Raw genomic sequence first — 25,736 nt, forward strand, 5'->3', positions numbered from 1 at the left:
GCCCCGTCAGCCCGCGTCCGCCGCGGTGACGACCTTGACGTCGGTCTTCACCCAGGCCTCGGACTTCTCGCCCTTCACGGCCTTGAGCGCCACGTCGATGCCGTCGGCGGCCTGCTTGGCGGCGTACTGGTCGACGGTCGCGACGACCTGGCCGTCCTTGAGGTAGGGCTTGACGGCCTCGATGTTGTCGAAGGAGGCGACGGGGATCTTCCCCTTCTTCCCGGCGGCGCCGATCGCCTTGACCGCGCCCAGCGTCATCGAGTCGTTGGAGGACAGGACGCCCTGGATGTCGGGGTGCGCGGTGAGCATGTTGGACAGGACGGTGTACGCCTCGTCGGTCTCCCAGTGCGCGGTCTTGGACTGGACGACGGTCAGCCCGCCGGCGGTGGCGGCCTTCTGGAAGCCCTCCTTGCGCTGGGTGGCGTTGGCCGCGCCCGGGTTGCCCTCCAGGATGACGACCTTGCCGCCCTTGCCGAGCTTCTTGGCGAGGACCTCGCCGGAGAGCCGGGCGCCCTCGGCGTTGTCGGGGCCGACGAACGGCACCTCCAGGCCCGCCGACTTCAGTGCGCCGTCGTCCAGCTTGACGTCGATGTTGACCAGCTTGATGCCCGCCTTGGCGGCCCGGCCGAGCGGGGCGACCAGCGCGCGGGAGTCGGCGGGGGCCAGTACCAGGGCGTCGGCCTGCTCGGTGATGCAGCGGTTGATGGCGGCGACCTGGCCGTCGATGTCGGTCTCGTTCTGGATGCCGCTGGACTTCAGCTCCAGCGTGCCGAGCTTCTTGGCGTGCGCCTCGGCGCCCTTCTGCATCGTCTGGAAGAACTCGTTGCCGAGCGACTTCATCACCAGACAGACGGTGGGCTTGCCGTCCTTGGGCTTGGCGGAGTCCTTGGACCCCGAGCCGCCCTCCTGGCCGCAGCCGGTCAGGGCGGTGGCGAGGAGGAGGGCGGCGCCGGTCGCGGTGGCGCGGGCGAGTTGCTTGCGGTTCATCGTTGAACTGCCTTCCTGGAGGGGGCCTGAGACGTAGTCAGAATCTGCGTCAGAGTCAGAAAGGGACGCCCGCGCGCAGCACGACGTTCGCGTACGGCGTGGACTCCCCGGTCCGTACGATCGCGCGGGCCCGCCGGGTCAGCTTCTTGAGCCGTGCGTGCGGCACCCGGTCGAGTGCGGCACCCGCGAACTGCTGGTCGAAGGTCATCAGCAGGCCGGGGTCGGTGGCCTCGTGGGCGACGGTGGCGTGTTCCACCACGAGTTCGTCGAGGACCGCTTCGAGTACGGGCAGGAACGCGGGATCGCCGCGCCGCCACACCAGGTCGACGACCTCGACACCGGGCGGCACGGGCAGCCCGGGATCCGCGACGACCAGCAGATCGCCGTGGCCGAGGGAGGTGATGATCTCCAGCAGCCTGGGGTGCCAGAGTCCGTCGTTACGCATGGTCCACCTCGTTCGTCATGGGCCCGTTCGGGGTTACGTCGGTGAAGTCGGCGAGCAGCGCGTCCACTTCGGCGCCGGAGGGCAGCGAACTCTGCGCGCCGCGCCGGGTGGTGGCCAGCGCTCCGGCGGCACAGGCGCGGCGCACCGCGGCGGGCAGCGGCGTACCGGAGCCGAGGGAGAGGGCGAGCTGTGCGCAGAAGGCGTCGCCCGCCCCGACCGTGTCGACCGCCCGGACCTCGAATCCGCCCTCCGTACAGGCGACCTGGGGCCCGGCGGCCACCGCCCCGTCTGCTCCGAGGGTGATGACGACGGTGCCGGGGCCGAGGGCGCGGAGGGCTTCGGCGTGCCCGGCCCAGTCGTCGTGGGTACGGGTGAGCAGTCCGGCGGCCTCCGTCTCGTTGACCACCAACACGTCGACGGTGCGCAGGAGTTCAGCGAGCTCCGTCCCCGTCTCCGGGGGGAGCGGCGCCGCGTTGAGCACCGTCAGCGCACCGGCCGCACGGGCGGCCCGCGCCGCGGCGGTCACCGTGGGCAGGGGCACTTCGAGCTGGAGAAGGAGGGTGTCGGCGGGGCGGGCGACGGTGCCGCCGGTGAGGGTGTCAAGGGCGGGCACGTCGAGGTGGCGGTTGGCACCCGGGGAGAGGGTGATGGTGTTCTCGCCGTCCTGCTGGACGACGATGAGCGCCAATCCGCTCGCCACTCCCGGGAGTTGGGCCACTCCCCCGTCGTCCACGCCTTCGCTCGCGAGCTGCTCGCGCAGTTCGCCGCCCAGCGCGTCGTCGCCGAGGAGGCCGATCATGCGCACTTCGGCGCCGAGCCGGGCGGCGGCGACGGCCTGGTTGGCGCCCTTGCCGCCCGCCCCGCGCACGACGTCGGCCCCGGCGACGGTCTCGCCGGGCTGCGGCAGTCTGGGCACGGTGACCGAGAGGTCCATGTTGAGGCTGCCGACCACGACCAGGCGCTCGTTGCTCACTGGGTATCACCGTTCGTTTCCGTATCGGATTGCGGGTGTTCGCCGCCCGCCGGGTCCGGGCAGCCGCACGAGCCCCGGGCCAGCAGGGCCACCGGGAGGACGTCCCGGGTCGGCGGCAGGTCGGGGTCCTTCATCCGGTCCAGCAGCCGCCGTACGGCGGTGCGCCCCAGTTCGTCGTACGGCTGGCGCATGGTGGACAGGGCCGGACACGTGTAAGCCCCGGCCGCGATGCCGTCGAAGGAGACCAGGGCGAGGTCGTCCGGGACCCGGATGCCCAGCTCGGTGGCGGCCCGCAGCACTCCGGCCGCCTGCTCGTCGGAGGTGACGAACAGGGCGTCCACCGCGCGGTCCCGCGACAGCAGCGCGAGCCCGGAGCGGTAGCCGTCGAGCCGCCCGAAGGAACCGTGCAGCAGGGGTGCCGCATCGGGCACCGCCTCCCATCCGGTGCGGCCGCCGGAGCCGCTGCCGGCCCGCACACCGGCCTGCTCCAGCGCCGTGCGCCAGCCGACGACGCGGTCGACGGTGGGGTGGATGCCGAGCGGACCCGCGATGCAGCCGACCCGGCGGCGGCCGTGGGCGAGGAGGTGCTCGGTGGCGGTGCGGGCGCCGCGGGCGTTGTCGACCAGGACGTAGCTGGTGGCCACGCCGTCGAGTTCGCGGTCGAAGACCAGGCTCGGCACGCCGGAGCGGGCGAGTTCGGCCCGCCAGGGCAGGTCGCCCCGGGAGGGGATCAGGACCAGGCCGTCGACCTGCCGGTCCACGAAGGTGCGGATGTATCCGGCCTCGCGGTCGGGGTCGTCGACACTGTTGCCGACCAACAGGGTGTACCCGGCGGCCCAGGCGTGATCCTCCAGCGAGCGGGCCAGTTCGGCGAAGAAGGGGTTGGCCGCGTCGGGCACCACGAGCCCCAGGGTCATCGTCTGGCTCATCCTCAGCGAGCGGGCCACCGCGTTGGGCCGGTAGCCGAGCTGCTGCACCGCCGCCAGGACGCGTTCGCGGGTGGCGGGGGCGACGGACCGGGGCCCGTTGTTGAGCACGTAGCTGACGACCGAGGGCGAGGTGCCCGCGAGCTGCGCCACGTCCTGGCGTGTTGCCATGCCGACCCCCGGAGTTCCTTGCGTACGCCATCCACAGGACTTACGTCTTCCGCAGGACGGAAACCCCGCCTGCCGCAACACGAGTTGGCAACTCGTGTTGCGGCAGGATTATGAGAAGCAACCCGCGCAACCGCAAGGGGTGTGCGCCTGCGGTTATTCGCTGCGCAGCAGCCCGATGTAGAGGTTCCAGAACCGCTGGGCGTCCACGTCGAGGACGATCCCGGCCTTGCGGGTGCCCTTCGGGTTGTTCGGCGCGTTGAACTCGGCGAGGTTGTATCCGAGTGAACGCCCGTAGTCCGCACCGAAGTTGGCGTCCACGTCGACGTACCGCACCTCGGTCCTCCTCGCGACGGCCGGGTCGAGGAAGACGGCGGCGGTGATCGCGTCCCAGAGGAAGTGGGTGGCCTTCGGGTCCTTCTCGAACTCGGGGCCCTGGAGGTCCTTGAAGATCTTCTTGATCGGGGTCTGCTTCCCGGCGACGATCCGGTCGTACTCCTTCTTCCCGTAGACCACGTGCTGTGCGGCGTCGTCCGGCACGATCGTCTGCTTGCGGAACGGGGTGCGTACGGCGATCCGGGCCGACTCCGGGTCGAACCACCAGTTGAACTCGGCGGCCGGGGTGATGTTCCCGGGCTTGTCGAAGGCGCCGCCCATGTAGATCACTTCCTTGATCAGCGGCACGATCTCGGGGTGGGTGCGCACGGCGAGCGCGAGGTTGGTGGCGGGCCCGTCGGCGAAGACGGTGACCTGGTGCGGGTGGCGCTTGACCTGTTCGACGATGAAGTCGGCCGCGGCCGTGTCCTTCTTCGGCCTCGTCCTCGGGTAGCCGCCGTACGGGGGCTTGGCGAGCTTGTCGTACGACGGTGGCCGCGCGGAGTCGAAGGCCCCGGCCCACGGCGCCTTCCCGTACAGCGCGTTCTCGGCGGCGAGCCGCTCCTGCCGGCCGGGCATCAGCGGCTCGCCCGCACCCGCGACCACCGGTATGTCGGTGCGGCCGATCAGCTCCAGCTGGCGCAGCGAGTAGGCGGTGCCCTCCTCGACCCAGGTGTTGCCGCTGACCACGGTGACGCCGAGGAAGTCGACGTTCTTCGCCTTGGCGAGCATGAACATGGTGACGGCGTCGTCGTTCAGCTCGCCCATGTCGGCGTCGAGGATGACCTTGCGCCCACCGCCTCCTCGCGGCTCGGGAGCCTGGGCCGCGGCCCGTACGGAGGCGGCGGACCGTACGGAGGCGGAGACGGCGGTTTCGGGGGCGGTCCCCGCGGCGGGCGCCGAGGCGGCGACCGAGGGGATGAGCAGGGCGGCTGCGACCAGCGGTCCGACTGTTCTCTTGCGCACGGTGTCCTCCGATGGGGAAGCGACTGGCGGGGCTGCGGACCGCGCGATTATGGGGAGCAATCCGGTCAACGGCAAGGCACCCACGGTGACGGCGGGCCACCGGGCGGGCCACGGACGCCCCCGCGCGCGCAAGGGGCCGTAAGGACCTCCGTCCAGGGACCTTCGTCCTTACTTGCTGCGTCCCTTGTCACAAAGGGCGTTCCTCGTTTGCCGCAACCGGGACCTTACGGATTACCTCCTTCAGAGAGGACAGACAGGGACAGGTGCCGCACGCCGGCGCCACGCATCGCCACGGAGGTTTTCCAGTTGACCCGTATACGCCGCCCGCGCATCCGGCTTCGCTCCGCCGCCCTCACCGGCACCGCGGTGCTGGCCGCAGCAGCCCTGACCGCCTGCAGCGGCGGTTCGGGTACGGATTCCGGTTCCGCGGCCGACAAGGAGTCCGCCGGCACCAAGGTCTCCGTGAGCGCGTCGGGCGAGCAGGCGAAGGCGGGCGAGCCGGTCAAGGTCACCCTGACCGAGGGCAGCAAGCTGGACAGCGTCACGGTGAAGGACACCAAGGGCGGCGTCCTGCCGGGCGAGATATCCACCGACGGCAAGTCCTGGACGTCCTCCCGCACCACCTCCCCCGGCACCAGCTACACGGTCGAGGCGAAGGCCGCGGGCGCCGACGCCGCGAAGTCCGGGTTCAGGACGGCGGCGGCCGACAAGGTCAACAAGCTGTCGATGGCGCCCGGCAAGGACACCACGATCGGCATCGGGCACCCCCTGTCGATCGTCTTCGACAACCCGGTGAAGAACCGCGCCGAGGTCGAGAAGAAGCTCAAGGTCACCACCTCGAACAACACCGAGGGCTCCTGGGGCTGGATGATGGACTACTCCGGCAAGGACCGCGTCGACTGGCGCCCCAAGGAGTACTGGAAGCCCGGCACCAAGGTCACCCTCGATGCCGATCTGAACGGCGTCGACTCCGGCAAGGGCGGCGGCTGGTTCGTCCGCGACTACAAGACGAACTTCACCATCGGGAAGAACCAGATCGTCAAGGTCGACCTCGACAACCACCGCCTCAAGCTGATCCGCGACGGCCAGGAGATCAAGGACGTACCCATGTCGGCGGGCACCCCCGGCGGCAAGAAGGCGTCCTGGCGCGGCAAGACGGTCCTGATGGCGAAGGAGGGCACGATCAACATGCGCTCCGAGACCGTCGGCCTGGGCGACGCCTACGACAAGATGGTCGACTACTCGATGCGGATGACCTGGTCGGGCATGTACGCGCACGCCGCCCCCTGGAACAAGGGCTACTTCGGCAGCGCCAACAAGAGCTCCGGCTGCGTCGGGATGAGCGACGCCGACGCCAAGTCGATCTACGACCAGGTGCAGGTCGGCGACCCGTTCGAGGTCACCGGCAACGACGCCAAGGGCACCCAGGCCCTCAACAACGGCTACGGCAACTGGAACGTCTCCTGGGCCGAGTGGCAGTCCAAGAGCGCCCTCAAGGACTGAGCCCCGCACCCGCGTTGGTGAAACCAAGGAGAGCGGCACCCTCGTCGCGTACCTCTACGACGTGGGGCCGCTCGGCCTCGGCAAGCTGGTCGGCAATGCGCCGTACATCGAGCACAACCCGTCCGGCGCGCAGCTGACCTTCTCGTCCGCCGCGGCCGACCCGGGTTACGTGTCGGTACCGCTTCGGGGCAAGTGATCCCCGGCTGCTGCCGGATGGGTCCGTGCTCTCTTCTGTTGAGCTACCGCCTGTTCGGCAGCAGCGTCCCCGCCTCGGCCGGACCGATGTCCACGGCCTCCGTCTTGGGATTGCGCCGCTGGCGCCTGGCCACCCAGTTGGCGAACCAGGAGAGCAGCATGCACATCCCGATGTAGATCGGCGAGATCACCAGCACTACGGGGATGAAGGGCAAATCGTAGTCGAGATTGGACGCGATGAGCTTTCCGGCATGGAGAAACTCCTCATAGGTGATCAGATATCCGAGGGAGGTGTCCTTCAGCGCGACCACCAGCTGGCTGATGATGGTCGGCAGCATCGCCCGGACCGCCTGCGGCACCAGTACGTGCGTCATGACCTGCGTCTTGCGCATGCCCAGCGCGTACGCCGCCTCCCGCTGGCCGCGGTCCACGGAGTTCACTCCGGTACGGAAGATCTCCGCGAGCACCGAGCCGTTGTAGAGCGTCAGGCCTGCCACCAGCGCGGGCAGCGGCTGGACCTTCAGCGCCACGAAGATGAAGAAGATCATCACCAGTACGGGCATGGCGCGGAAGAACTCCACGCACAGCCCGGACAGCCAGCGCAGCAGGCGGTGCTCTGACAGGCGGCCGACCGCCAGCAGCGCCCCGAGGGTGAGCGAGAGCACCGCCGCGTACGCGAACGCCTTGAGGGTGTTGGCAAGTCCGTGGAGCAGGAGTTCCTGGATGCCCTTGTACTCGAAGGGGGTCCATTTGGCCGCCGTGAACTGGTCGGTGTGGAACAGGAGGTACACGATCCAGCCGACCAGTCCGAGCAGCAGGATCGTCGAGATGATCCCGTAGATCAGGTGGCGTTGCTGGGTCTTGGGGCCCGGGATGTCGTAGAGGGCGGTGGACTCGGTGGACAGGGCGCGGCTCATCGGGCGACTCCCCAGCGCTTCTCCAGCGCGTGGAAGAACGCGCTGATGGTGAGGGTGATGATCAGGTAGCCGAGAGCGATCCAGATGAAGCTCCAGATGACGCTGTAGCCCAGCTCGCTGAGGGTCTTGTAGGTGCCCAGGAGTTCGGTCACCGAGAAGGCGCCGGCGATCGCGGAGTTCTTGGCGAGCGCGATCAGGGTGGAGCCGACCGGCGGGATGACGGAGCGGAACGCCTGCGGCAGTACGACCGTCGACAGGGTCTGGCCGAAGGTCATGCCGAGGCTGCGGGCCGCCTCGCCCTGCCCGAGCGGCACGGTGTTGATGCCCGAGCGCAGCGCCTCGCAGATGAACGCGGAGGTGTAGCAGCCGAGCGCGAGCACCGCGAAGACCTGGAAGGGCAGGACGAGTCCGAAGCGCGGCAGTCCCAGCAGCACCGCGAAGAACAGCAGGGTGAGCGGGGTGTTGCGCAGCACGGTCACCCAGGCGGTGCCCAGTGCCCGGAAGGAGCCGACCGGGGAGACCCGGCAGGAGGCCATGACGAAGCCCAGGACGAGCGCCAGCAGGGAGGCGTAGACGGTGAGTTCGACCGTGCCGAGGAATCCCTTGCCGTAGAGGGAGAAGTTGTCGGTGAGTACGTTCATGCGGGTGCGATCTCCCTCAGCTCGCCGGATAGCGGTCGATGGGCGGCGCGGGGGTGGCCTTGCGGCCGGAGAGCCCGAGCGTGACGTCGTAGGCCTTCTGCCAGTCGCCGTTCTTCTCGCGGGCGGCGAGCGCGTCGTCGACGGCGAACCGCAGTGCGTTGTCGCTGCGCGGGACGCCGATGCCGTACGGCTCCTTGGAGAAGGGGGCGCCGACGACCTTCATCTCGTCGGGGACCTTGGCGGCGTACCCCATCAGGATCGTGTCGTCGGTGGTGACGGCGTCGACCTGGTAGGTGAGCAGGTTGTCGACACAGACCGAGTAGGTGTCGTACGCGACGAGGTCGGCCTGCGGGTAGTCCGCCTGCATGCGCTGGTACGGGGTGGATCCTGCGGCCGAGCAGACGCGCTTGCCGTCGAGGTCCTGGGGCCCGTTGATGTCGTTCTCGTCGGTGCGGACGAGGAGGGACTGGCCGGCCATGTAGTAGGGACCGCCGAAGCCGACGAGCTTCTTGCGGTTGTCGTTGATGGTGTAGGTGCCGACGTAGTAGTCGATCTGCCCGTTCTGCAGGGCGGTTTCGCGGTTCGCGGAGGCGATGGTGCGGAACTGGATGGTGCTGGGTGCGAAGCCGAGCGAGGCCGAGATCATTTTGGCGATCTCGATGTCGAAGCCGGAGTAGCGGCCGGTCGCCGGGTCCTTCTCGCCCATGTACGGCTGGTCCTCCTTGGCACCGACGATCAGCCGGCCGCGCCGCTTGGCCTTCTGCCAGGTCGGCGAGGACGGCAGGGAGAAGGCGGACTCCACCTTGTAGTCGGGGAGTTCGTCGGGGCTGGGGCCCTTGACCGGCGGACTGCCCTCCTTGCCGCAGGCGACGGCGAGCAGGGTGAGGGCGAGGGCCGCGAGGAGTTTTCGGGTACGCAACATGTCGCTCCCCCGCTCAGTGCTTGAGGATCTTGGAGAGGAAGTCCTTGGCGCGGTCGCTCTCCGGGTGGGTGAAGAAGTCCTCCGGGGTGCGGTCCTCGACGATGCGGCCGTCGGCCATGAACACCACGCGGTTGGCGGCGGAGCGGGCGAAGCCCATCTCGTGGGTGACCACGACCATGGTCATTCCCTCGGCGGCGAGCTGCTGCATGACCTCCAGGACCTCGTTGATCATCTCCGGGTCGAGCGCCGAGGTGGGCTCGTCGAAGAGGAGGGCCTTGGGGTCCATGGCCAGTGCGCGGGCGATGGCCACGCGCTGCTGCTGTCCGCCGGACATCTGGGCGGGGTACTTGTCGGCGTGCCCGGTGAGGCCGACGCGCTCCAGGAGTTCCCGGGAGCGCTTGTCCGCTTCGTCCTTCTTCCGGCCGCGGACCTTGGTCTGCGCGAGCGAGACGTTCGCCAGCACGGTCTTGTGCGCGAAGAGGTTGAAGGACTGGAACACCATTCCGACCTCGGCGCGCAGTTTCGCGAGCGCCTTGCCCTCCTCGGGGAGGGGGTTCCCGTCGATGCGGATGCTGCCCGACTCGATCGTCTCCAGTCGGTTCATCGTCCGGCAGAGCGTTGACTTGCCCGAGCCGGACGGGCCGATGACCACCACCACCTCCCCGCGGCCGACGGTGAGGTCGATGTCCTGGAGGACGTGCAACTTTCCGTAGTACTTGTTGACGCCCACCAGCTCGATCAACGGATCGACGGCCATACGCTGCCCTACCCACTCTCAGCTGTGTCGAGGTCAGCGCAAACTATCCATCCCGGAAAGGGACTTCACGCTCGACACGCACAAGAAGGACAGGTCAGGTAATAGCCGTATTTACGCGGTTGACGCGCGGCGTTGACGATCACACCGGCGGCCCCCTGGACGGGCCCCTAGACCTCGGACGCCTCCGCGTACACCTGGCACAACTCGGGGGCGCCGTACGCCGCCCAGTCCAGGCCCGCTCCGACCACGTCGATGTCGCGGCCCGAGGCCAGCATCACGACGGGGGTGCCGCTGGGCCACAGGTGCCAGTGGGCGCCGGGGACGGTGCGGACGATGACGGTGCCGAGGTAGAGGCCGGCGTCGTTGCCCAGCCAGGGCAGTTCCTCCGGGTCGTCCCGCCAGCGGGGCGGGAGCTGGTCCAGGGCTGCCAACGAGGTGGGGCTGTCGTCCAGTTCGAGGCCCTGCTGGGAGGCTCGGACACGTAGCAGCTCGCACTCGGAGAGCAGTTCGGCGATGCCTTCCTGGTCGGCGTCGTCGGACGTGTACACCGCCGTACCCCGCGCCGTGCTGTGGCGCTTGCGAAAGGTGTCCAAGAAATTCATACCGTTCAGGTTCGCACCCACATGGCTCTGCACACCACAGGCGCGCGGGTGTTGACGACCCCTCAGGAACCCCTCGCAGGGCCCCGAGGGGCAGCCGTGACCTCAGAGATCGAGGTCGACCACCACGGGGGCGTGGTCGGACGCGCCCTTGCCCTTGCGCTCCTCGCGGTCGACGTAGGAGTCGCTGACGGCCTCGGTGAACGGCTTGTTTCCGTAGACGAGGTCGATGCGCATGCCCTTGTTCTTGGGGAATCCGAGCTCGCGGTAGTCCCAGAACGTGAACGGGTGGTCGTACTTCAGGGCGCGCGGGAAGACATCACTCAGACCCTCGTCGCGCAGGGCGGCCAGGGCGGCGCGCTCGGCGGGGGTCACGTGCGTGGCACACTCGAAAAGTGCCGGGTCCCAGACGTCCGCGTCGGTCGGGGCGACGTTGAAATCACCCAGAACGGCGAACGGTCGTGTCCCCGCCGCGTCTTCGGCTACGGCCGCCTTCAGCGCCCGGAACCACTCCAGCTTGTACGCGTAGTGGTCGTGGGCGACCTCGCGGCCGTTGGGCACGTACACCGACCACAGCCGCAGCGGGCCGCAGGTCGCCGAGACGGCGCGCGGCTCCTGCACCCCGCCGTACTCCGGGCCGCCGGGCAGGCCGGTGACGACGTCGTCGAGGCCGGCCCGGGAGACCAGCGCCACGCCGTTCCACCGGCCGTCGGCGTTGACCGCGGACTCGTAGCCGAGTTCGCGCAGGGCGTCGGTGGGGAACTGCTCGGCGGTCGACTTGGTCTCCTGGATGCACAGCACGTCGGTGCCGGTGCTCTCCAGCCAGGCCAGCAGCCTCGGCAGACGGGCGGTGATCGAGTTGACGTTCCAGGTCGCGATGCGCATGTACACAAACCTACTCGTGGGGTCTGACAGTCGGGGTGCTCACGGCTGCTCGCGGGGTGCCCCCGCAGGTCACAGCTGTGCCCGTTCGCCGGGGGCGAGGTGCCTGTGGGCGGTGCCGCCGAGGTTGCCGATGTGCTGGCCGTACAGCGGCAGGGCGAGGTCGGTGAGGAGCGCGTCGTGGATGTCGTACGCGTGGGCCGGCTTGACCTCGCGGACGTAGTCGATCACCTCGGAGACCTTGCTCCAGGGGGCCATCACCGGGACGAGCAGCGTCTCGACCGGGTGGTCGGGGACGGTCAGCGCGTCGCCGGGGTGGAAGACGGAGCCGTCCAGGAGGAAGCCGACGTTGGTGATGCGCGGCAGGTCCGGGTGGATGACGGCGTGCAGTTCGCCGTGCACCTGGACGTCGAACCCGGCGGCGGTGAAGGTGTCGCCGTGCCCGACGGTGTGCACCCGGCCAGGGAACGCGGCGGCGAGCTGTTCGGCGACGCTGCGCAGCGTCCAGATCTCGGCCGCCGGGTTGGCCTCCAGGGCGGCGCGCAGGTGCTGCTCGCTGAAGTGGTCGGGGTGCTCGTGCGTCACCAGGATCGCGTCGGCGCCGATCCCCGCGTCCGCCTCGCTGAAGGCGCCGGGGTCCAGGACGAGGGTGCGGCCGTCCTTCTCCAGGCGGACGCAGGCGTGGGACTTCTTGGTCAGGGAGATGCTGCTCGGTTCGCTGCTGCTCATGGTTTCCATCCTGCTACGGCTGGGGGGTGGTCTCCTGTCGGATCACTTCGCGGGCCGTCTCGAAGGCGGCGTGCGCCGCCGGGACGCCGCAGTAGACGGCGCTCTGGAGCAGCACCTCGCGTATCTCGGCGGGGGTGAGCCCGTTGCGCAGGGCGGCCCGCAGGTGGGTGGCGAGGGTTTCCTGGCGTCCCTGGGCGACCAGGGCGGTCAGCGCGATCACGCTGCGGGTGCGCCGGTCGAGGCCGTCCCTGGTCCAGATCTCGCCCCAGGTGTAGCGGGTGAGGAGCTCCTGGAAGTCCCCGGTCAGCTCGTCGGCGCCGTCCAGCGCCTGGTCGACGTACCCCTCGCCGAGGACCTCGCGGCGGACCTTGAGCCCGGCGTCGTACGGGTCGGGCCGGCCGGCCGGGAGCGGCTCCTCGGGGGCGGCGACGGGATGCTGCGGCGCGGCATCCACCGGAGCCGCCGCCGCTTCCGGGGCGGGTACGGGGGCCTGGAGCGGCGGGACGGGCGCCAGCAGGGTGGTGCTGGAGTCCTGCCAGGCGGAGGTGAAGTGGCGCACCAGGAGGTCGGTGACCGCGGCGGGCTGCTCCACGGGGGCCAGGTGGGAGGCGCCGGGCACCAGGGCGAGGCGGGCGTCGGGGATACCGGCGACCAGGGTGCGGGCCTCGGCGGGACCGGTGACCTGGTCCTCCGCGCCGACCACGACGAGGGTCTCGGCGGCGATCCTGCCCAGCTCGGGCCGTACGTCGAAGGCGGCCAGCGCCTCGCAGGCGGCGATGTAGCAGCCCGGGTCCGTGGTGCGGACCATCTGGACGGCCCACTCGACGATGGCGGGCTGCGCGGCGGCGAACCCCTGGGTGAACCAGCGGCCGGGCGCGGCGGCGGCCATCGGCTCGGTGCCGTTGGTCCGCACGATGACCCCGCGCTGGCGGAACTCGTCGGCGGTGCCGAACCGGGGCGAGGAGGCGACCAGCGCCAGTGCGGCCACCCGGTGCGGATGGCGCAGCGCCAGCTCGGTGCCTATCGCCCCGCCGATGGAACAGCCCGCGTACCCGAACCGCTGGACCCCCAGCTCGTCCAGCACCCCGAGCAGCCGCCCGGTCAGCTCCCCGACCGAAGCGGCGGGCTCGGCGGGCGCGCCACCGTGCCCGGGCAGGTCGAAGCGGAAGACCCGCCAGGTCCGGGACAGCTCGGGTATCTGCCGGTCCCACATGTGCCAGGTGGTCCCGAGTGAGGGACCCAGGATGAGGACCGGGGCGTCTTCTGGCCCGTCAAAGCGGTACTGGAGGGTGTTCTTCGGCGTCTCACTCACCCGCCCGACCCTCTCATCCGTCACGGGACATGACATGGCCGGGGTGAATCTAGTGGGCCTTGTCACGCCCCCTGGGGCAGGTCCGGCACGGCCGGAACCCTCGAGAGGCCACCCGTGCCCCCGGCGTGCGGTGCCGCCGGGGCCGCGGGGCCGAGTCCGACGCACTCCGGCCGGTCGGCTTCCGCCGAGGCGGTCATGTGCCGTGCGGGCCGTGCGGTATTACGAGCAGCAGGGGCTGCTCGTACCGGAGCGCAGCTCTTCCGATCAGCGTCTCTACCGGTCGGACGCCGTCTCCCTGGTCCGCTTCTTCCAGCAGAAGTACGCCGCCGGTCTGACCAGCCTGAGAATCACCGAGCTCCTGCCGTGCTGGGACTCCGGACACACCGACGCCCAGCAACGGGCCATGCTGCGCGCCGAACGCGACCGGATCCAGGCCAGGGCCGACGGCCTTCGGGCCGCCCTGGACCGGCTCGACGAGGTCATCGCGGTCACGGATTCGCATCCGTAGATCCATGCCGTTTTGAGTTTTGAGTGTGCCCGGAGCGGGATTCGAACCCGCACGGCCGCCGAGCGGCCAGAGACTTTTAAGGTCCCGGTGTCTGACCAGTTCCACCATCCGGGCTTGCTTGCCCCGGTACGGACCGGTCGGGTCCGTACCGAAGCCGCGGGCAGCGCCCGCCGCACGCGCGCTACCGCTACTCGGCCACGTGGTACACCGCTTCCTTGAGCGTGCGCAACGTCTCGTGGTCCGCGGACAGTTGGTGCTCGTCCACGGCCGTCATGTGCACGCGCATCACACTGGTGAGCAGGCTGTCGGTGGGGGTGATGCGGTCGCCCGGCTTCAGCTTCACTGCCAGGCGATGGACGCTCTCCAGCGCGTGGATCGCGGCGACGGTCGGCTCGTCGACGGAGGTCACCGTGCCGGACCGTGTCGTGGGCGCCTCGTAGACGGCGGCCGGCTGGAGGCGGGTGTACGACTTGCGGCCGTAACTCTCCTTGAAGGCGTCCGGCCGCAGGTAGGAAAGCGCGGTCAGGCCCGCCTGGTTGTGGCCGAGGCACACGTCGTGGAAGCCGGAGTCGATGTGGCCGCTGAGCCGGGTGCCGATCTCGACCAGGGTGGGTCCTTCCGGGGTCACGATGACCTCCGCGTGGGCCGGGCCCCAGCGGACGTCGAGTGCGGCGAGGACCTCGTCGATGTACGCGGTGAGGTCGGCCACGAGGGAGCTGCGGCCGTCGAGCAGGATGTCCCGGTCGTAGATGTTCTTGCCGTTGGGCAGCAGCGACTTCTCGTACTGCCAGGCGCCGCAGGTGTACCGCTGACCGTCGCAGCTGACCGTGTCCACGATGTACTCGGTCCCTGCCAGGTACGACTGGACGAGGACCTCGCGGTTGCGCGTCCCGAAGATGTCCGGGGTGGCGAGTACGGCCTCGGCGGCCCGCAGCGCCTCTTCGGCGGTCCGGCAGATGGACACTCCGTCGGACGCCGCCGAGCTCAGCGGCTTGACGACCACGGGGTAGCTGTCGCGTGCCGTGACCCAGTCCACGATCGCCTGCGGGTCCGCGCTCTTGAACTGGTCGGCGCAGCGCACCCCGGCCCGGCGCAGGGCTTCGATCATCTCGTACTTGTCGCGGCGGGCCGGGGACATCGCCGTGCCGTTGGACGGTACGCCCAGGGCCTCGCCCAGCCGGTCGGCCAGGGTGACCGCGCCGTCCTGGCCGGCCACCACGCACACGGGGTCGTACGGCTTGAGGCGGCGGACGAGTTCTTCCAGGTCGCCGTCCGCGCACACCACGTTGTCCAGGTACGCCGAGAGCGTCGGAGGGCTGAGCGTCGGCATGAGCTCCGCGGTGCTCTGGACGTGCAGGACCCGGGCGCCGAGGGCGGCGAAGGCCTGCGGGTAGGAGTCGCCCGCCGAGTAGCCGTCGACGACGACCGCGACAGGGTGAGTGGGGTTGTCGGAGTGGGACATGAGGGTGATCGCTTTCTGTCAGGAGACCTGGATACGGTCATGAACGGTCGGGTCGGGAGCGGTGGGAGCGGTGGGAGCAACGGGCGGCGGCCGGAACCCCGGTACTCGTACGAGCGCCTTGAACCCGAGGGCAACGGCAAGGCCGAGGGCCAGGACGGAGAGCCAGAGGGTGCTGTAGCCGAAGGCGCCGGCCACGACGATGCCCGCGGGGCCGCCGACCGCGGCCGCCGCGTTCCACGCGAAGAAGAGGGAGCCCTGGTAGGTGCTGACCTTGCCCTCGGGTGCGCGGTTGGCGATGAACCCGGCGGACGTGGGCGCCCAGAGCACCTCGCCCAGGGTCCAGATCAACGTCGCGACGATGAAGACCGGTACGGAATGGGCGAAGGCGTAGAGGCCGAAGCCCAGCGCGATCAGTGCCGCGGAGAGTGCCAGGGGTACCTCCTCGCGCATGTTCCGGGCGACCCTCGGTGCCAGCGGCAGCAGGACGACGGAGGCCACCGCGTTCACCGCGAGCACGAGTCCGACCTGGCCGGGGGTCATGCCCTCGCTGCGCATTCCCAGCGGCAGCGACGAGTTGACCTGGAGGTAGATGCACGCCATCAGGAAGGTCAGGCTCAGGAACGCGACCAGCACGCGGGACCGGAAGGGTTCGGCGATGGACCGCACGGCCTCCCGGATCACGGAGGCGCCGGGGGCCGAGGACCGGGCGGCGACGGTGTCGGCGGGCAGGCCGATCAGGAGGAGACCGTAGAGCGCACTGCACACGGCCCAGACCACGAACAGCAGCGGCGGTGAGAACGCCAGCAGGAATCCCGAGATGACCGGGCTGAGCGACATGCCGATGTTGAAGCCGACGAGGTAGAAGCTGTAGGCGCGTTCGAAGTCGGCCCGGGGCACGATCTTGTGGATCAGCCCGGCGCTCGCCGGGCGGTCGACCGCCGAGAGGAACCCGGTCACCAGGGCCAGCAGGCACAGCGCGACGGTGTGGGTGGTGACGAGGTAGAGCAGTGCGGTGGCGACCGCGACCGGCTGGGCGCCGACGATCGTACGGCGCGGGCCGATCATGTCGGCGAGGGCTCCGCCGACCAGTCCCGAGGTGACGACGCCGATTCCGAACAGTCCGACGAGCAGGGGTGTGGTCCGGCTGTCGACCAGGTTCCCCTGCTCCAGGTAGAGCACGAGGAAGGCGGGCGCCAGGATGCCGACCCGGTTCAGTGCCTGACCGCACCACAGGAGCCAGAACGCCTTGGGGAAGCGCATCAGACGTCTCCGCTCGGGGTCGTGGTGGTGCTGCTGCGGCTGGTGCTGCTGCCTGCCGCGCTGCCGACGGGGATCCGGGGAGCGAGCTCGGCCGGGTGTGCGGCCTGCTGTCCGGTCTGCAGTACGGGCGGCTGTCCGGTCTGCGGTACGGGGACGCTCGCCGGCTTGGCGAAGGCGCTGCGGCGGCGGCCGTAGGCCACGTACAGGAGCAGTCCCGCACCGAGCCAGATCACGAAGGTCAGCCAGGTGAGCAGGGAGAGGTTGAGCATCAGGTAGAGGCAGGCGGCGAAGGAGATCCCGGGCAGCAGCGGCACGAGCGGCACGCGGAAGGGGCGCGGCAGGCCGGGCCGGGTGCGGCGCAGGATGACGACGCCTGCGGAGACGAGCATGAAGGCGAAGAGGGTGCCGATGTTCACCAGGTCGGCCAGCACACCGATGTCCACGAACCCCGAGAGCACCGCCATCACCACGCCGAGCGCGAGGAGGCTGCGGTGGGGGGTGGCGTACTTCGGGTGCACGGCGGCGAAGGCCGGCGGGAGCAGCCGGTCGCGGCTCATGGCCAGCAGCACCCTGCTCTGGCCCCGGATGCTCACCATGCAGACGGTGACGAGACCGACCACCACGCCCACGCTGATGACCGCGCCGACCATGGGGTGTCCCACGGCCTTGAACGCCTCGGCGACGGGTGCGTCCACCGACAGTTGGCTGTACGACTGCATTCCGGTGAGGACCAGGCTCACGACCACGTACAGGACGGTCACGATGACGAGCGAGCCCAGCAGGCCGATCGGCAGGTCGCGCTGGGGCTTGCGGGTTTCCTCGGCCGAGGTCGCCACGACGTCGAAGCCGATGTAGGCGACGAAGACCATGGCCGCTGCCGTGATGACGCCCGTGATGCCGAAGGCCGATGTCGTCCCCGGGACGAGGGACTGGAGGAGCGGGGTGTGCATGCCCGTGGCCGACTCGGCGGGGGCGGAGGGCGGAACGAAGGGGCTGTAGTTGGCGGTGTCGATGAAGAAGGCGCCCACGGCGATGACGAACAGGACCACCGCCACCTTGACGGCGACCAGGACCCGGGTGGCCCCCTTGGAGACCGTTCCGCCTCGGACGAGCAGGGCGACAAGGAGCAGGATGAGCAGCACGGCGGGCAGGTTCACGACGGACCCCTCGCCCCCTCGGACGGCTGCGGGGAGGTGGATGCCCGCGGTGTCCAGGAGGGACTGGAGGTATCCGGACCAGCCGACGGCCACCACGCAGGCGGAGAGGGTGAGTTCGAGCATGAGCGCCCAGCCGATCACCCAGGCGGCCAGTTCGCCGAGGGTGGCGTACGTGAAGGTGTAGGCCGAGCCGGCGACGGGGAGTGCCGAGGCCAGCTCCGCGTAACAGAGGGCGGCGCAGCCGCAGACGGCCGCTGCCAGGACGAACGAGACGGCGACCGAGGGGCCCGCCATCTGTTTGGCCACCTGGCCGGTGAAGACGAAGATGCCCGTTCCGAGCACCATCCCCACGCCGGTGACGATCAGGTCGAACCACCCCTGGTCGCGGCGGAGCCTTCCCTTTCCTTCTGCCCCCTCCGCGGAGGCGAGAACTTGCTCAACTGACTTGACGCGCATGGAGCTTCATCCTTGTGCCCTAATGATGTACGTGGTGGTTGGTTTCTTCGGCGCTCGTCGCGGTGGCCTGCTCAGCGACCGGCTCGGGCGACCCGCTCGGGCGACCGGCTCAGGCGACCGATGCGAAGACGCCGTCGGCGTGCGAGTCCAGCCACGGCTCGCGGGTGAGGATGGCCTGGTGCAGCTGGCTGGCCATCCGGCTGGGTTCCACGCCGAAACGGCCGATGAGCGTCGAGCGCAGGAGCCGGAAGGTGGCGAGGGCTTCCGCGGTGCGGCCGGCGCGGTAGAGCGCCGTCATCAGCAGCGCCTGGATCTTCTCCCGTTCCGGGTGGCGCAGCGCGAGTTGGCGCAGGTCACTGAGGATCGCGAGTTCTCTGCCCAGCCGCAGGTCGATCTCCAGCCTGCGCTCCGTGGTGGAGGTCCAGGCCTCGTCGAGTACGGTGCCGAGCTCGGCCAGGGCGGGCACGTCGCGCAGGTCCGCCAGCGCGGGACCGCGCCAGAGGGCGAGCGCCTGGCTCAGCCGCCGGGACTCGCGTTCGAGGGCCTCGCGGCCTTCGTCGCGGACGCCGTCCTGGTGGCGGGCCAGACTCCGGAACTCGACCAGGTCGAGCGAGCTGTCGCCCAGCCGGAGGATATAGCCGGGAAGGCTGGTCGAGATCCCGTCGGGGTCGAATCCGAAGCCGGTCAGATGCCGTCGGATCTTGGAAATGTACACCTGTAGGGCGGCCCGGGCCGTCGATGGCTGACCGCCTTCGCCCCAGAGGTTCTCCGCAAGGCTGGATGCCGACAGACACTGATCGTGCTGAGTCACCAGAAGCGCCAAGAGCGACCGCTGCTTGAAGGCTTTTGGAGTACAGATTTCCTTTCCATCGGATACGACCTCGAAGTGGCCGAGAACTTTGAATTGCATAGGTGAGTCCCTCTGGCTGAGAGGCGACTGCGCAAGGGTGGCGCAGTCGGCTCCGGGTACATCTGTGCGGCAGCACCCGATGGGGTGCACCTCCGGCGCGACACAACGTACCCCAGCTGTGAGCTGCGGGTTCACTATCCAAGTCACCCTCGTCCCGGCTGTTTTCCCTGTGCCACCAGGAGAGTTGGGGGCCGAAGGGCGCACAGGGCGACCGATACTTTGGCAACTCCCCGATCCACCGCGCCACGTCTTCCCCGTCTTCTTGGCGAAGCGTTATCGGGGGTGCTCACCGATGCACCAAAGCCGCACTGAAGCCGCAGCGAAACGGATCTTTCTTCCGGCTTTTCCGGTGCTGCGGGTCCAGGAATGTTGCCCTTATGGTCGAGTGGCCATCGGGGCTCGACTCCCCGTGCACTCCGAATTTCTTTGCATTCCCTCCGAGAGGATTTCCCGTGATTGCGGAACAGGACGCCAAGAAGATCTCCCCGTTCGACGAGATGGAGAACCCGCGCGTCATCGAAGCGGAGCGAATTACCAGGGGCGACCTCCTCGCACTGGCCCACGGAGAGGCCATCGCGATCGTCGTCCGTGACTACTGCCCGCAGGACCTGTGTGCCCGCGCCACCCAGCAGCTGTTGCAGGACAGCCTCTACGGCGAGTACGCGAACGTGCCCGGTGTGCACAAGTGGGGCCTGAACACCTACGAGGGCCTGTCCACCAAGGAGCGCGAGCAGCGCTACTTCTCGGAGGCCGTGGCCGCCGTCCAGTCGTTGCGGGACGCCTGGTCGCCGTACCTCTCCCCGATCGACCGCCTCCGGCTGGAGCTCCAGGAGGGGTGGCCGGGCGGTGCCAACATGGAGCACCTGGAGGGCAATCCGCTCTTCGTCGGCCAGGCCCGGGTGTTCACCGAGGGCAAGGGTGCGATCCCCCACCAGGACTTCCTGTCCTGGGAGTTGGAGGACCTCCGCCGGGAGGACCGCTCCGACGGCAAGGCCGAGCTGCTGACCCAGATGACCGCCAACCTGTACCTGCAGACCGCCGACGAGGGCGGGGAGCTCGAACTGTGGTCGCGCGGCTACGAGCACGCGGAGTACGACGTCCTGCGCGCCTCCGCAGACAGCTACGGGCTCAACCGCGACCTGATCCCCGAGCCCGCCGTGGCGCTGAAGCCGACCGCGGGCATGCTGATCCTCTCGCACGCCTCGCGCATCCACGCGGTCCGGCCCTCCAAGGGGCGCGACCGGGCGGCCGTGAGCTTCTTCATCGGCGTACGCGGCACCGAGCAGCCGCTCACCTACTGGAGCTGACCGGCACCGCGCCGGCGCGGGTGCGGGTGCGACCCGTTCGCACCCGCGCCGCGCCGGGCCGCACTGCACGTGGATCACCGAGAGAAACGACGAGGCACTGTGAGTACCGCAGACTTGCTGTCCCGAGAGCGGGCGCTTCATCCGTACGTGCGCGGGCGGCTGGCCAGCCGGTTCGCCGAACTCGCCGCACACCAGGTGGACATGGCCGCCACGCTCCGCTCGCTCGTCGCGGGCGGGGTGCCGATGCCACTGTGTTCGCAGGTCTCCGCCCACGCCGCGCAGTACGAGCAGGAGGCGGCACTCTCCCGCGCGACCGGCCGGAGCCTCGTGCCCCTGGAGCCTCCGCACGAGGGGGCACCGCGGCCGAAGCCCTGCGCGGCGGAGGGTCATGACGCGCGGTGGTACGTGTGCCTCACCACCTGCGGCCTCCTGCGTGACGGCGTACTGATCGCCACCGGCCTGTCGGCGCTGCACGGAGACCTGCGAGCCGTCGGGGCGGCGGAGCACCTCGTCGACGCGCCGGCGGCCATGAGCGAGGCGGCGGCGGTACGCCGGAGTCAGGCATGTGCGTGGGTACGCGACGCTGTTGACGATCACGGCTCGGAGATCTCCGCGGCGGCGCTGGACCAAATCGACGGTCTGGTAAGCGAGTTGGTCGGCCCCGAGCGGTACGCGGCGATGCCCATGAATCCCGTGGCGCTGCGGAACAGGGCCGACGCGCTGGCCGGTTCCTGGGACGCGGCGTGCGAGCGGACGGTCGGGCTCTTCGCCGCGCTGGGGCTTCCCGTACCGGAGGACGAGGTGCGGGGGCGTTGGCACTTCGCGACGCTCAACGCCCTTGCGGAGCACCGTCGGCGGTGGGGGCGGCAGCACTTCGTGACCCAGGCCGCCGCCGCGGGGCTGCTGCCGCTCACGCTGCCCGGTGCGCAGACGGCCCGGGCAGCCGCGAGGCTGCTCCACCCAGGCGACTGAAGGCGAAGGCCGCCGACAGCAGCGTCATGTGATGGTGCCAGCCGGGATAGGAGCGGCCCTCGAAGGCGGCCATTCCGAACTCGTCGGTGAGGGCTTCGACGGCGGAGGAGACGTCCGCGAGCCTGCTCAGCCGGTACAGCTTCTCCGGGGGCTCTTCGACGAGGTTGGTCATCCACAGCCGGTCGGACTGCGCGGGCGACGACGACGGTACGGAGAACAGGCGGCACTCGGGAAGTCCTGCGGCCACTCCCGGCAGGCCGACCGACCGGCTGCGCAGCCGGATGCCGGCCCGGCCCACGGAGTCCTCCGCCGCCCCCTCGGCCTCCAGGAGGCGACGGGCGCCGAGTACGGGGCCGGAGCCGGAGCCGGAGCCGGACCATGCCGACAGGCTGTCCGGTACGGCGACGACGAAGTCGTAGTGGCGTGCCCGCAGGGTACGCAGGAGCCATCCGACGCCCTGCTCGTGGGAGAGGTCGGCCACCAGGGGGCGCGGGGCGGACCCGCTGTCGGCAACCAGGGAGTCAGCGAGTTCGAGGACGTGGCCGACCAGCGTGGTGCCGCGGAGGTCCACGGGTATCCGGGTGCGCGCCCGCAGCCTCTCGTCCTGTGCCCACCTGTCCGGCAGCAGGAGCCGCCACGTGACGGGTGTGTGGACCTGCCTGCCGCTGAGGAACACCCCTATGCCCGCTTGGCAGTTGACGGTGCAGCCCCGTTCGGGGAGGAAGCGGCGGTGCACGCCCGCGCAGTGCTCGCCACGCCGCTCCACCGTCGCCAGCCCGATCACCCAGGCGCGGACCCGGTCCCGGTCCTCCACCCATTGCAGGAGCGAGCGGCGGACCGGCAGCCAGTCCCAGGGGCTGGCGTTGACGAACTGGTGGAGGCTGTGCGCCGCCTCCGGTATGCCCATGGAATCGGCCAGGTTGCGGACCGACTTGCGTCCCGGAGCGGTCAGCAGGGCCTTGGTGTAGACGTGCGCCCACTGCCGCTGATCGGCGCGCGGCAGGGCGGCGAAGATCTCGTCTGTGAAGCGTCGCAGGTCCTCGCTGTCCCGCGAGGCGGGCAGCTGAGCAACGTCCGGCGGTGTCATGACTGAGCTGTCTCTCCGTGAACAGGGTGTGGGTTCTGAGCGGGGTTCTGGACGGGCTGCTGGACGGACTGCTGGACGGGCGCCTGAGTACCCTCGCCCTCGGGCGGAAGGGTGGTCCGCAGCCGCAGCAGGATGCCGGGCGCGGCCAGACCCGGCAGGACGAGCCGCCACAGCGCGGAGGTCCGGTCCGGCAGGTCTCGGCGGTCGCTGTAGACCTGCGACATCACCTGGAGACCGGTGAACGAACCGACGATGGTCTCCGAGACTTCCTGGAAGTCGGTGCCCGGCAGGAGTTCACCCTGCTGCCCCGCCTGCCGCAGCAGGTCCGAGACGGCCGTGACGGACTGCTCGTAGGGGGTGCGGGCCGAGGGCGCGAAGGACGACTGCTCGACGGCGAGCCGCACACTGGCCCGCAGCAGGGTGTCGTGCTGCAACTGGAGGGCGAAGGCGAGCGTGAGGTCGATCGCGGCCTGGAGCTTCACTTCCTGGTCCGACACCGTCAGGGCCTGGCCGTGCGCCTCTATCAGCGCCGAGGCGATCGCTTCCTTCGAGGGGAAGTGGTGGTAGAGAGCGCCACGGGTGAGGTCGGCCCTGGCGAGGATCTCCGTCGTGCTCGCCGCGTCGAACCCGCGCTGGTCGAACACGTAGGCCGCGGCTTCGAGGATCGATTGCCGTGACCGGATGCCACGCTCTTGCTGGGCCATCGCCTCTGCTCACTTCCTCTGCTTCAAAACAAACGGACTTGTCTGCACTTTTTGACTCATTCGTGGCCGCCGTGACCGGCAGAGCGTCATCGCACCCCTCGCACGAGGCGCGCCCCCGCCGCCGGCACAGTCTCGCCGAGGACTCCCCCAGCACCACATTCGTGCAGGTCACAGTTGATTTCGCGGTGATCGAAGGCGTTACGGGAAACCCGCGACGCGGCGCCTAGGGCAGCTCCACGCACGGTCACCGGCGAACTGTTACACCGCTCACCATTTGCGACATTACCAGGCACCCTTGTCTGTTTACCAACACCCCTTGCACGAAGAGCGCACCCGGGCACAGATGCTAGAAAGGGGGACTTAGTGGACTAATTGCACCTCCCACCACCGCCCCGCTCGCAAGAGGCACACCGAAGCCGAGCGAACCGGGATCCAAAATCAGACAGGGCTGCCTGTTTTTGATGGATGCGCTGGTCGGAAGGCCGGTGCGGCTGCCTCTATCTTTTGGCTGCACACGTTCCGCCCCGACGGGGCGAACGGGTACATACCCGTCACTCTCCATTCCCACGAAGACAGGAGCGCCCGAAATGCTGAGTGCCGTTCCCGCGCCCAGGATCGACAGCGTCCCTATGCCGAGCCCCTTGTCCACCACTACGGTTCCGCGCGGGTACGTCCACCGTGCCGCCGTGGCGGAAGTACTGCTCACCGGGTGGGATAGCGCCGCGGGTTCCCCGGCGGGCGGCCCGCAGGACGAGGACGCCTTCGTCGTCAGCGCACAGTGGCCCAGGGGGCACGCCCTCTTCGCCCCCGTCGACGGCCATCAGGACCCGATGCTCCTGATCGAGTCGATCCGGCAGGTGGGAAGCCTGCTGTCGCACGCGGAGTACGGAGTTCCGTTCGGGCACCAGTTCCTGATGTGGGACATGTCCTTCAGCGCCGACACCGCCGCGTTCGAGGTCGGCCGCACCCCGACCGAGGTCGAACTGCGCACGACGTGTCACGACATCGTGCGTCGCGGCCGGACCATCGCCGGGATGCGCTACACCGTCTCCGTCGTGCGTGACGGGCACACCGTCGCCGAGGGCGGCGCACGGTTCAGCTGCACCAGCCCCAGCGCCCACCGCCGGCTGCGCGGCGAGCGGCCCACCGTGACGGAGGGCTCGCTCCTCCCCCCGGTCACCCCTGCCGCCGTCGGCCGCGCCTTCCCCAGGGACGTCCTGCTGGCCGCACCGGCACAGGCCGGAGCGACGCGTTGGGAACTTCGGATCGACACCGACCACCCCATCTACTTCGACCACCCGGTCGACCACGTGCCCGGCATGGTGCTGATCGAGGCAGGCCGGCAGGCGGCACGCGCCGCGACCCAGCGGCCCGACGCGATCCTGGTGGGGATGGAGAGCGCCTTCACCCGCTACGCGGAACTCGACTCACCGTGCTGGATGGAGGCGGAGGTCGAGGGCCTGGACGCGGAGGGCCGGCTCCGTGTGCGGGTGACCGCGACACAGCAGGACACGCAGGTCTTCGACGCCACCCTGACGCTGGGGAACCCGAGCTGATGGCCGCGCTCCCCGCAGCTTCCCCCGCAACTCCCCCCGCACGCACCGTGCTGATCACCGGTGCAGCGGGCTTCATCGGCAGTCATGTGGTGCGCGAGGCGGCCTCGTACGAGAACCTGCGTCTGAGGCTGATGTCGCACCGCCGCCCGGTGTCGGCCCCGGCCGAGCACGAGCGCGTCGTCCCGGCGGATCTCGCCGACCCGCGTTCGCTGCGCGGTGCCCTCGACGGCGTCGACGTACTGCTGCACTGCGCGTCGTACATCGGTCCGACGGCCGAGCTGAACAGCTCCGTCAACGCGCGGGGCACACAGAACCTGGTCGACGAGGCGCTCCGCGCAGGGGTGCGGCGCATCGTCTACCTGAGCACCGCGTCCGTCTACGGCAGGGGCACGTTCCGCGACGCCACCCCCGAGCAGCTCACCAGGAACCCCGGCTCCCCCACCTCCCTCACCCGCGCCGAGGCCGAGGACGCCGTCCTCGAAGCGGGCGGCATCGTCCTGCGCCCCCACCTCGTGCACGGCGAAGGGGACACCTGGATGCTGCCCGGCCTGGTGCGGCTCCTGCGTGCCCTGCCCGGCACCGTGGAGGGCTGGACCTCCGAGCTGTCGGTCATCTCGGCGGCGGAACTCGCCCGCCTCCTGGTGGCCGCCGGAATCGCACCGGCGGACCAGCTTTCGGCAGCCGTCTACCACGCGGCTCCCCCGGCGCCCGTCCAGGTGGCCACCCTGCTCCGCGCGGTCGCCGCGCACTGCGGGCTGCCGTGGCCGGAGCGGGATCTGTCCGCCGCCCGCGCCCGGGAGATCCTGGCCGACGACCCGGCACGGCACGGTCTGGAGATGCTGATGACCGACCACTGGTTCGACGGGACCCGCCTCTGGAAGGACCTCCGGCTGACCCCCGGCCCTGTCTTCGGGGAAGGGACCTTCGGCGCGGGAACCTTCGGCGCAGGAACACAGCTGGTCTGATCTCCCCACACGCACGAGCCCCGCCGGGAAACCGGCGGGGCTCCTGTCGTTTCCCGCACCGACTGCCGCGCCCGTCACGCCGGTTGGGGCCCGGC

General features: G+C 69.9%; 25 protein-coding genes, 1 tRNA gene and 1 pseudogene. 7 read left to right on the forward strand and 20 right to left on the reverse strand.

Translation table 11 applies throughout. The annotated features are described in order from the left end of the window. Window positions 1-6: 6 nt before the first annotated feature. From ACZ5PB_RS02235 to ACZ5PB_RS02255, 5 genes are all read right to left on the reverse strand, one after another. On the reverse strand, window positions 7-987 hold the full coding sequence (locus tag ACZ5PB_RS02235; protein ID WP_468686977.1) for a substrate-binding domain-containing protein: 981 nt from the start codon (window positions 985-987) through the stop codon (window positions 7-9). 55 nt (window positions 988-1,042) lie between these two features. After that, a complete protein-coding gene (gene rbsD, locus ACZ5PB_RS02240; protein WP_468686978.1) occupies window positions 1,043-1,432 on the reverse strand; it encodes a D-ribose pyranase in 390 nt (129 codons plus the stop codon). Further along, on the reverse strand, window positions 1,425-2,405 hold the full coding sequence (locus tag ACZ5PB_RS02245; RefSeq protein ID WP_468686980.1) for a ribokinase: 981 nt from the start codon (window positions 2,403-2,405) through the stop codon (window positions 1,425-1,427). Before ACZ5PB_RS02245 ends, rbsD begins: the two co-directional genes overlap by 8 nt. Next, complete coding sequence (locus ACZ5PB_RS02250) at window positions 2,402-3,502, reverse strand: LacI family DNA-binding transcriptional regulator (RefSeq protein ID WP_468686981.1); 1,101 nt, start codon at window positions 3,500-3,502, stop codon at window positions 2,402-2,404. The genes ACZ5PB_RS02245 and ACZ5PB_RS02250 overlap by 4 nt, the downstream gene beginning before the upstream one ends. A 153-nt stretch (window positions 3,503-3,655) precedes the next feature. After that, on the reverse strand, window positions 3,656-4,840 hold the full coding sequence (locus ACZ5PB_RS02255; protein WP_468686982.1) for a nucleoside hydrolase: 1,185 nt from the start codon (window positions 4,838-4,840) through the stop codon (window positions 3,656-3,658). A gap of 306 nt (window positions 4,841-5,146) precedes the next feature. Between ACZ5PB_RS02255 and ACZ5PB_RS02260 the strand changes: the two genes are divergently transcribed. Together ACZ5PB_RS02260 and ACZ5PB_RS02265 are read left to right on the forward strand one after the other, a co-directional pair. After that, on the forward strand, window positions 5,147-6,343 hold the full coding sequence (locus tag ACZ5PB_RS02260) for a L,D-transpeptidase (protein WP_468686984.1): 1,197 nt from the start codon (window positions 5,147-5,149) through the stop codon (window positions 6,341-6,343). Between the two features lie 7 nt (window positions 6,344-6,350). After that, window positions 6,351-6,539: pseudogene (locus ACZ5PB_RS02265) on the forward strand (acyl esterase); the annotation flags it as partial. Window positions 6,540-6,582: 43 nt separating this feature from the next. Here the strand turns inward: ACZ5PB_RS02265 and ACZ5PB_RS02270 are convergent. The 8 genes from ACZ5PB_RS02270 to pcaDC form a co-directional block, all read right to left on the reverse strand. Continuing rightward, on the reverse strand, window positions 6,583-7,455 hold the full coding sequence (locus ACZ5PB_RS02270; protein ID WP_468686986.1) for an amino acid ABC transporter permease: 873 nt from the start codon (window positions 7,453-7,455) through the stop codon (window positions 6,583-6,585). Then, window positions 7,452-8,096 (reverse strand): amino acid ABC transporter permease, encoded by a 645-nt coding sequence (locus tag ACZ5PB_RS02275; RefSeq protein ID WP_468686988.1) that lies wholly within the window; start codon window positions 8,094-8,096, stop codon window positions 7,452-7,454. The genes ACZ5PB_RS02270 and ACZ5PB_RS02275 overlap by 4 nt, the downstream gene beginning before the upstream one ends. 16 nt (window positions 8,097-8,112) lie before the next feature. After that, complete coding sequence (locus ACZ5PB_RS02280) at window positions 8,113-9,018, reverse strand: glutamate ABC transporter substrate-binding protein (RefSeq protein ID WP_468686990.1); 906 nt, start codon at window positions 9,016-9,018, stop codon at window positions 8,113-8,115. A 13-nt stretch (window positions 9,019-9,031) separates the two neighbouring features. After that, window positions 9,032-9,775, reverse strand: coding sequence for an amino acid ABC transporter ATP-binding protein (locus ACZ5PB_RS02285; RefSeq protein ID WP_468686991.1), 744 nt, complete (start codon window positions 9,773-9,775; stop codon window positions 9,032-9,034). 167 nt (window positions 9,776-9,942) lie between these two features. Further along, window positions 9,943-10,377: a DUF6278 family protein gene (locus ACZ5PB_RS02290; RefSeq protein ID WP_468686993.1), complete on the reverse strand. Its 435-nt coding sequence runs from the start codon at window positions 10,375-10,377 to the stop codon at window positions 9,943-9,945. Window positions 10,378-10,479: 102 nt separating this feature from the next. Beyond that, window positions 10,480-11,259, reverse strand: coding sequence for an exodeoxyribonuclease III (locus ACZ5PB_RS02295; RefSeq protein WP_468686994.1), 780 nt, complete (start codon window positions 11,257-11,259; stop codon window positions 10,480-10,482). 69 nt (window positions 11,260-11,328) lie between these two features. Continuing rightward, window positions 11,329-11,961, reverse strand: a complete 633-nt coding sequence (locus tag ACZ5PB_RS02300) for an MBL fold metallo-hydrolase (RefSeq protein WP_468688243.1) — start codon at window positions 11,959-11,961, stop codon at window positions 11,329-11,331. 37 nt (window positions 11,962-11,998) lie between these two features. Continuing rightward, window positions 11,999-13,297 (reverse strand): bifunctional 3-oxoadipate enol-lactonase/4-carboxymuconolactone decarboxylase PcaDC, encoded by a 1,299-nt coding sequence (pcaDC, locus tag ACZ5PB_RS02305; protein WP_468686996.1) that lies wholly within the window; start codon window positions 13,295-13,297, stop codon window positions 11,999-12,001. Between the two features lie 202 nt (window positions 13,298-13,499). On the opposite strand from pcaDC, the gene ACZ5PB_RS02310 reads away from it, so the two are divergent. After that, window positions 13,500-13,805, forward strand: coding sequence for a MerR family transcriptional regulator (locus tag ACZ5PB_RS02310; protein WP_468686999.1), 306 nt, complete (start codon window positions 13,500-13,502; stop codon window positions 13,803-13,805). Window positions 13,806-13,831: 26 nt separating this feature from the next. Here ACZ5PB_RS02310 and ACZ5PB_RS02315 read toward each other — a convergent pair. From ACZ5PB_RS02315 to ACZ5PB_RS02335, 5 genes are all read right to left on the reverse strand, one after another. Next, a tRNA-Leu gene (locus ACZ5PB_RS02315) sits at window positions 13,832-13,919 on the reverse strand. A gap of 73 nt (window positions 13,920-13,992) precedes the next feature. After that, window positions 13,993-15,267: an ATP-grasp domain-containing protein gene (locus tag ACZ5PB_RS02320; protein WP_468687001.1), complete on the reverse strand. Its 1,275-nt coding sequence runs from the start codon at window positions 15,265-15,267 to the stop codon at window positions 13,993-13,995. 18 nt (window positions 15,268-15,285) lie between these two features. Continuing rightward, window positions 15,286-16,527, reverse strand: a complete 1,242-nt coding sequence (locus ACZ5PB_RS02325) for an MFS transporter (protein WP_468687003.1) — start codon at window positions 16,525-16,527, stop codon at window positions 15,286-15,288. Next, complete coding sequence (locus ACZ5PB_RS02330) at window positions 16,527-18,140, reverse strand: amino acid permease (protein WP_468687004.1); 1,614 nt, start codon at window positions 18,138-18,140, stop codon at window positions 16,527-16,529. The genes ACZ5PB_RS02325 and ACZ5PB_RS02330 overlap by 1 nt, the downstream gene beginning before the upstream one ends. A 109-nt stretch (window positions 18,141-18,249) precedes the next feature. After that, on the reverse strand, window positions 18,250-19,050 hold the full coding sequence (locus ACZ5PB_RS02335; RefSeq protein WP_468687006.1) for an AfsR/SARP family transcriptional regulator: 801 nt from the start codon (window positions 19,048-19,050) through the stop codon (window positions 18,250-18,252). 452 nt (window positions 19,051-19,502) lie between these two features. Here ACZ5PB_RS02335 and ACZ5PB_RS02340 point away from each other — a divergent pair, with 452 nt between their 5' ends. Continuing rightward, the gene (locus tag ACZ5PB_RS02340; protein ID WP_468687007.1) at window positions 19,503-20,357 is read left to right on the forward strand and encodes a 2OG-Fe(II) oxygenase; all 855 of its coding nucleotides are present in this window, start codon (window positions 19,503-19,505) and stop codon (window positions 20,355-20,357) included. A gap of 99 nt (window positions 20,358-20,456) precedes the next feature. Next, window positions 20,457-21,329, forward strand: a complete 873-nt coding sequence (locus tag ACZ5PB_RS02345; protein WP_468687009.1) for a hypothetical protein — start codon at window positions 20,457-20,459, stop codon at window positions 21,327-21,329. Here ACZ5PB_RS02345 and ACZ5PB_RS02350 read toward each other — a convergent pair. Next, the gene (locus ACZ5PB_RS02350; protein ID WP_468687010.1) at window positions 21,268-22,416 is read right to left on the reverse strand and encodes an IS701 family transposase; all 1,149 of its coding nucleotides are present in this window, start codon (window positions 22,414-22,416) and stop codon (window positions 21,268-21,270) included. The two genes, ACZ5PB_RS02345 and ACZ5PB_RS02350, sit on opposite strands and share 62 nt — an antisense overlap. Then, entirely contained in the window at window positions 22,413-23,120 is a 708-nt protein-coding gene (locus tag ACZ5PB_RS02355; RefSeq protein ID WP_468687012.1) for a ScbR family autoregulator-binding transcription factor, read from the reverse strand. The genes ACZ5PB_RS02350 and ACZ5PB_RS02355 overlap by 4 nt, the downstream gene beginning before the upstream one ends. A 641-nt stretch (window positions 23,121-23,761) precedes the next feature. Here ACZ5PB_RS02355 and ACZ5PB_RS02360 point away from each other — a divergent pair. Beyond that, window positions 23,762-24,676 carry a ScbA/BarX family gamma-butyrolactone biosynthesis protein gene (locus ACZ5PB_RS02360; RefSeq protein WP_468687013.1) on the forward strand — a complete coding sequence of 305 codons (915 nt, stop codon included), beginning with the start codon at window positions 23,762-23,764 and terminating at the stop codon, window positions 24,674-24,676. Further along, complete coding sequence (locus tag ACZ5PB_RS02365) at window positions 24,676-25,641, forward strand: NAD-dependent epimerase/dehydratase family protein (RefSeq protein WP_468687015.1); 966 nt, start codon at window positions 24,676-24,678, stop codon at window positions 25,639-25,641. Before ACZ5PB_RS02360 ends, ACZ5PB_RS02365 begins: the two co-directional genes overlap by 1 nt. Window positions 25,642-25,736: the final 95 nt, after the last annotated feature.

The organism is Streptomyces sp. NPDC032721, assembly GCF_055579625.1.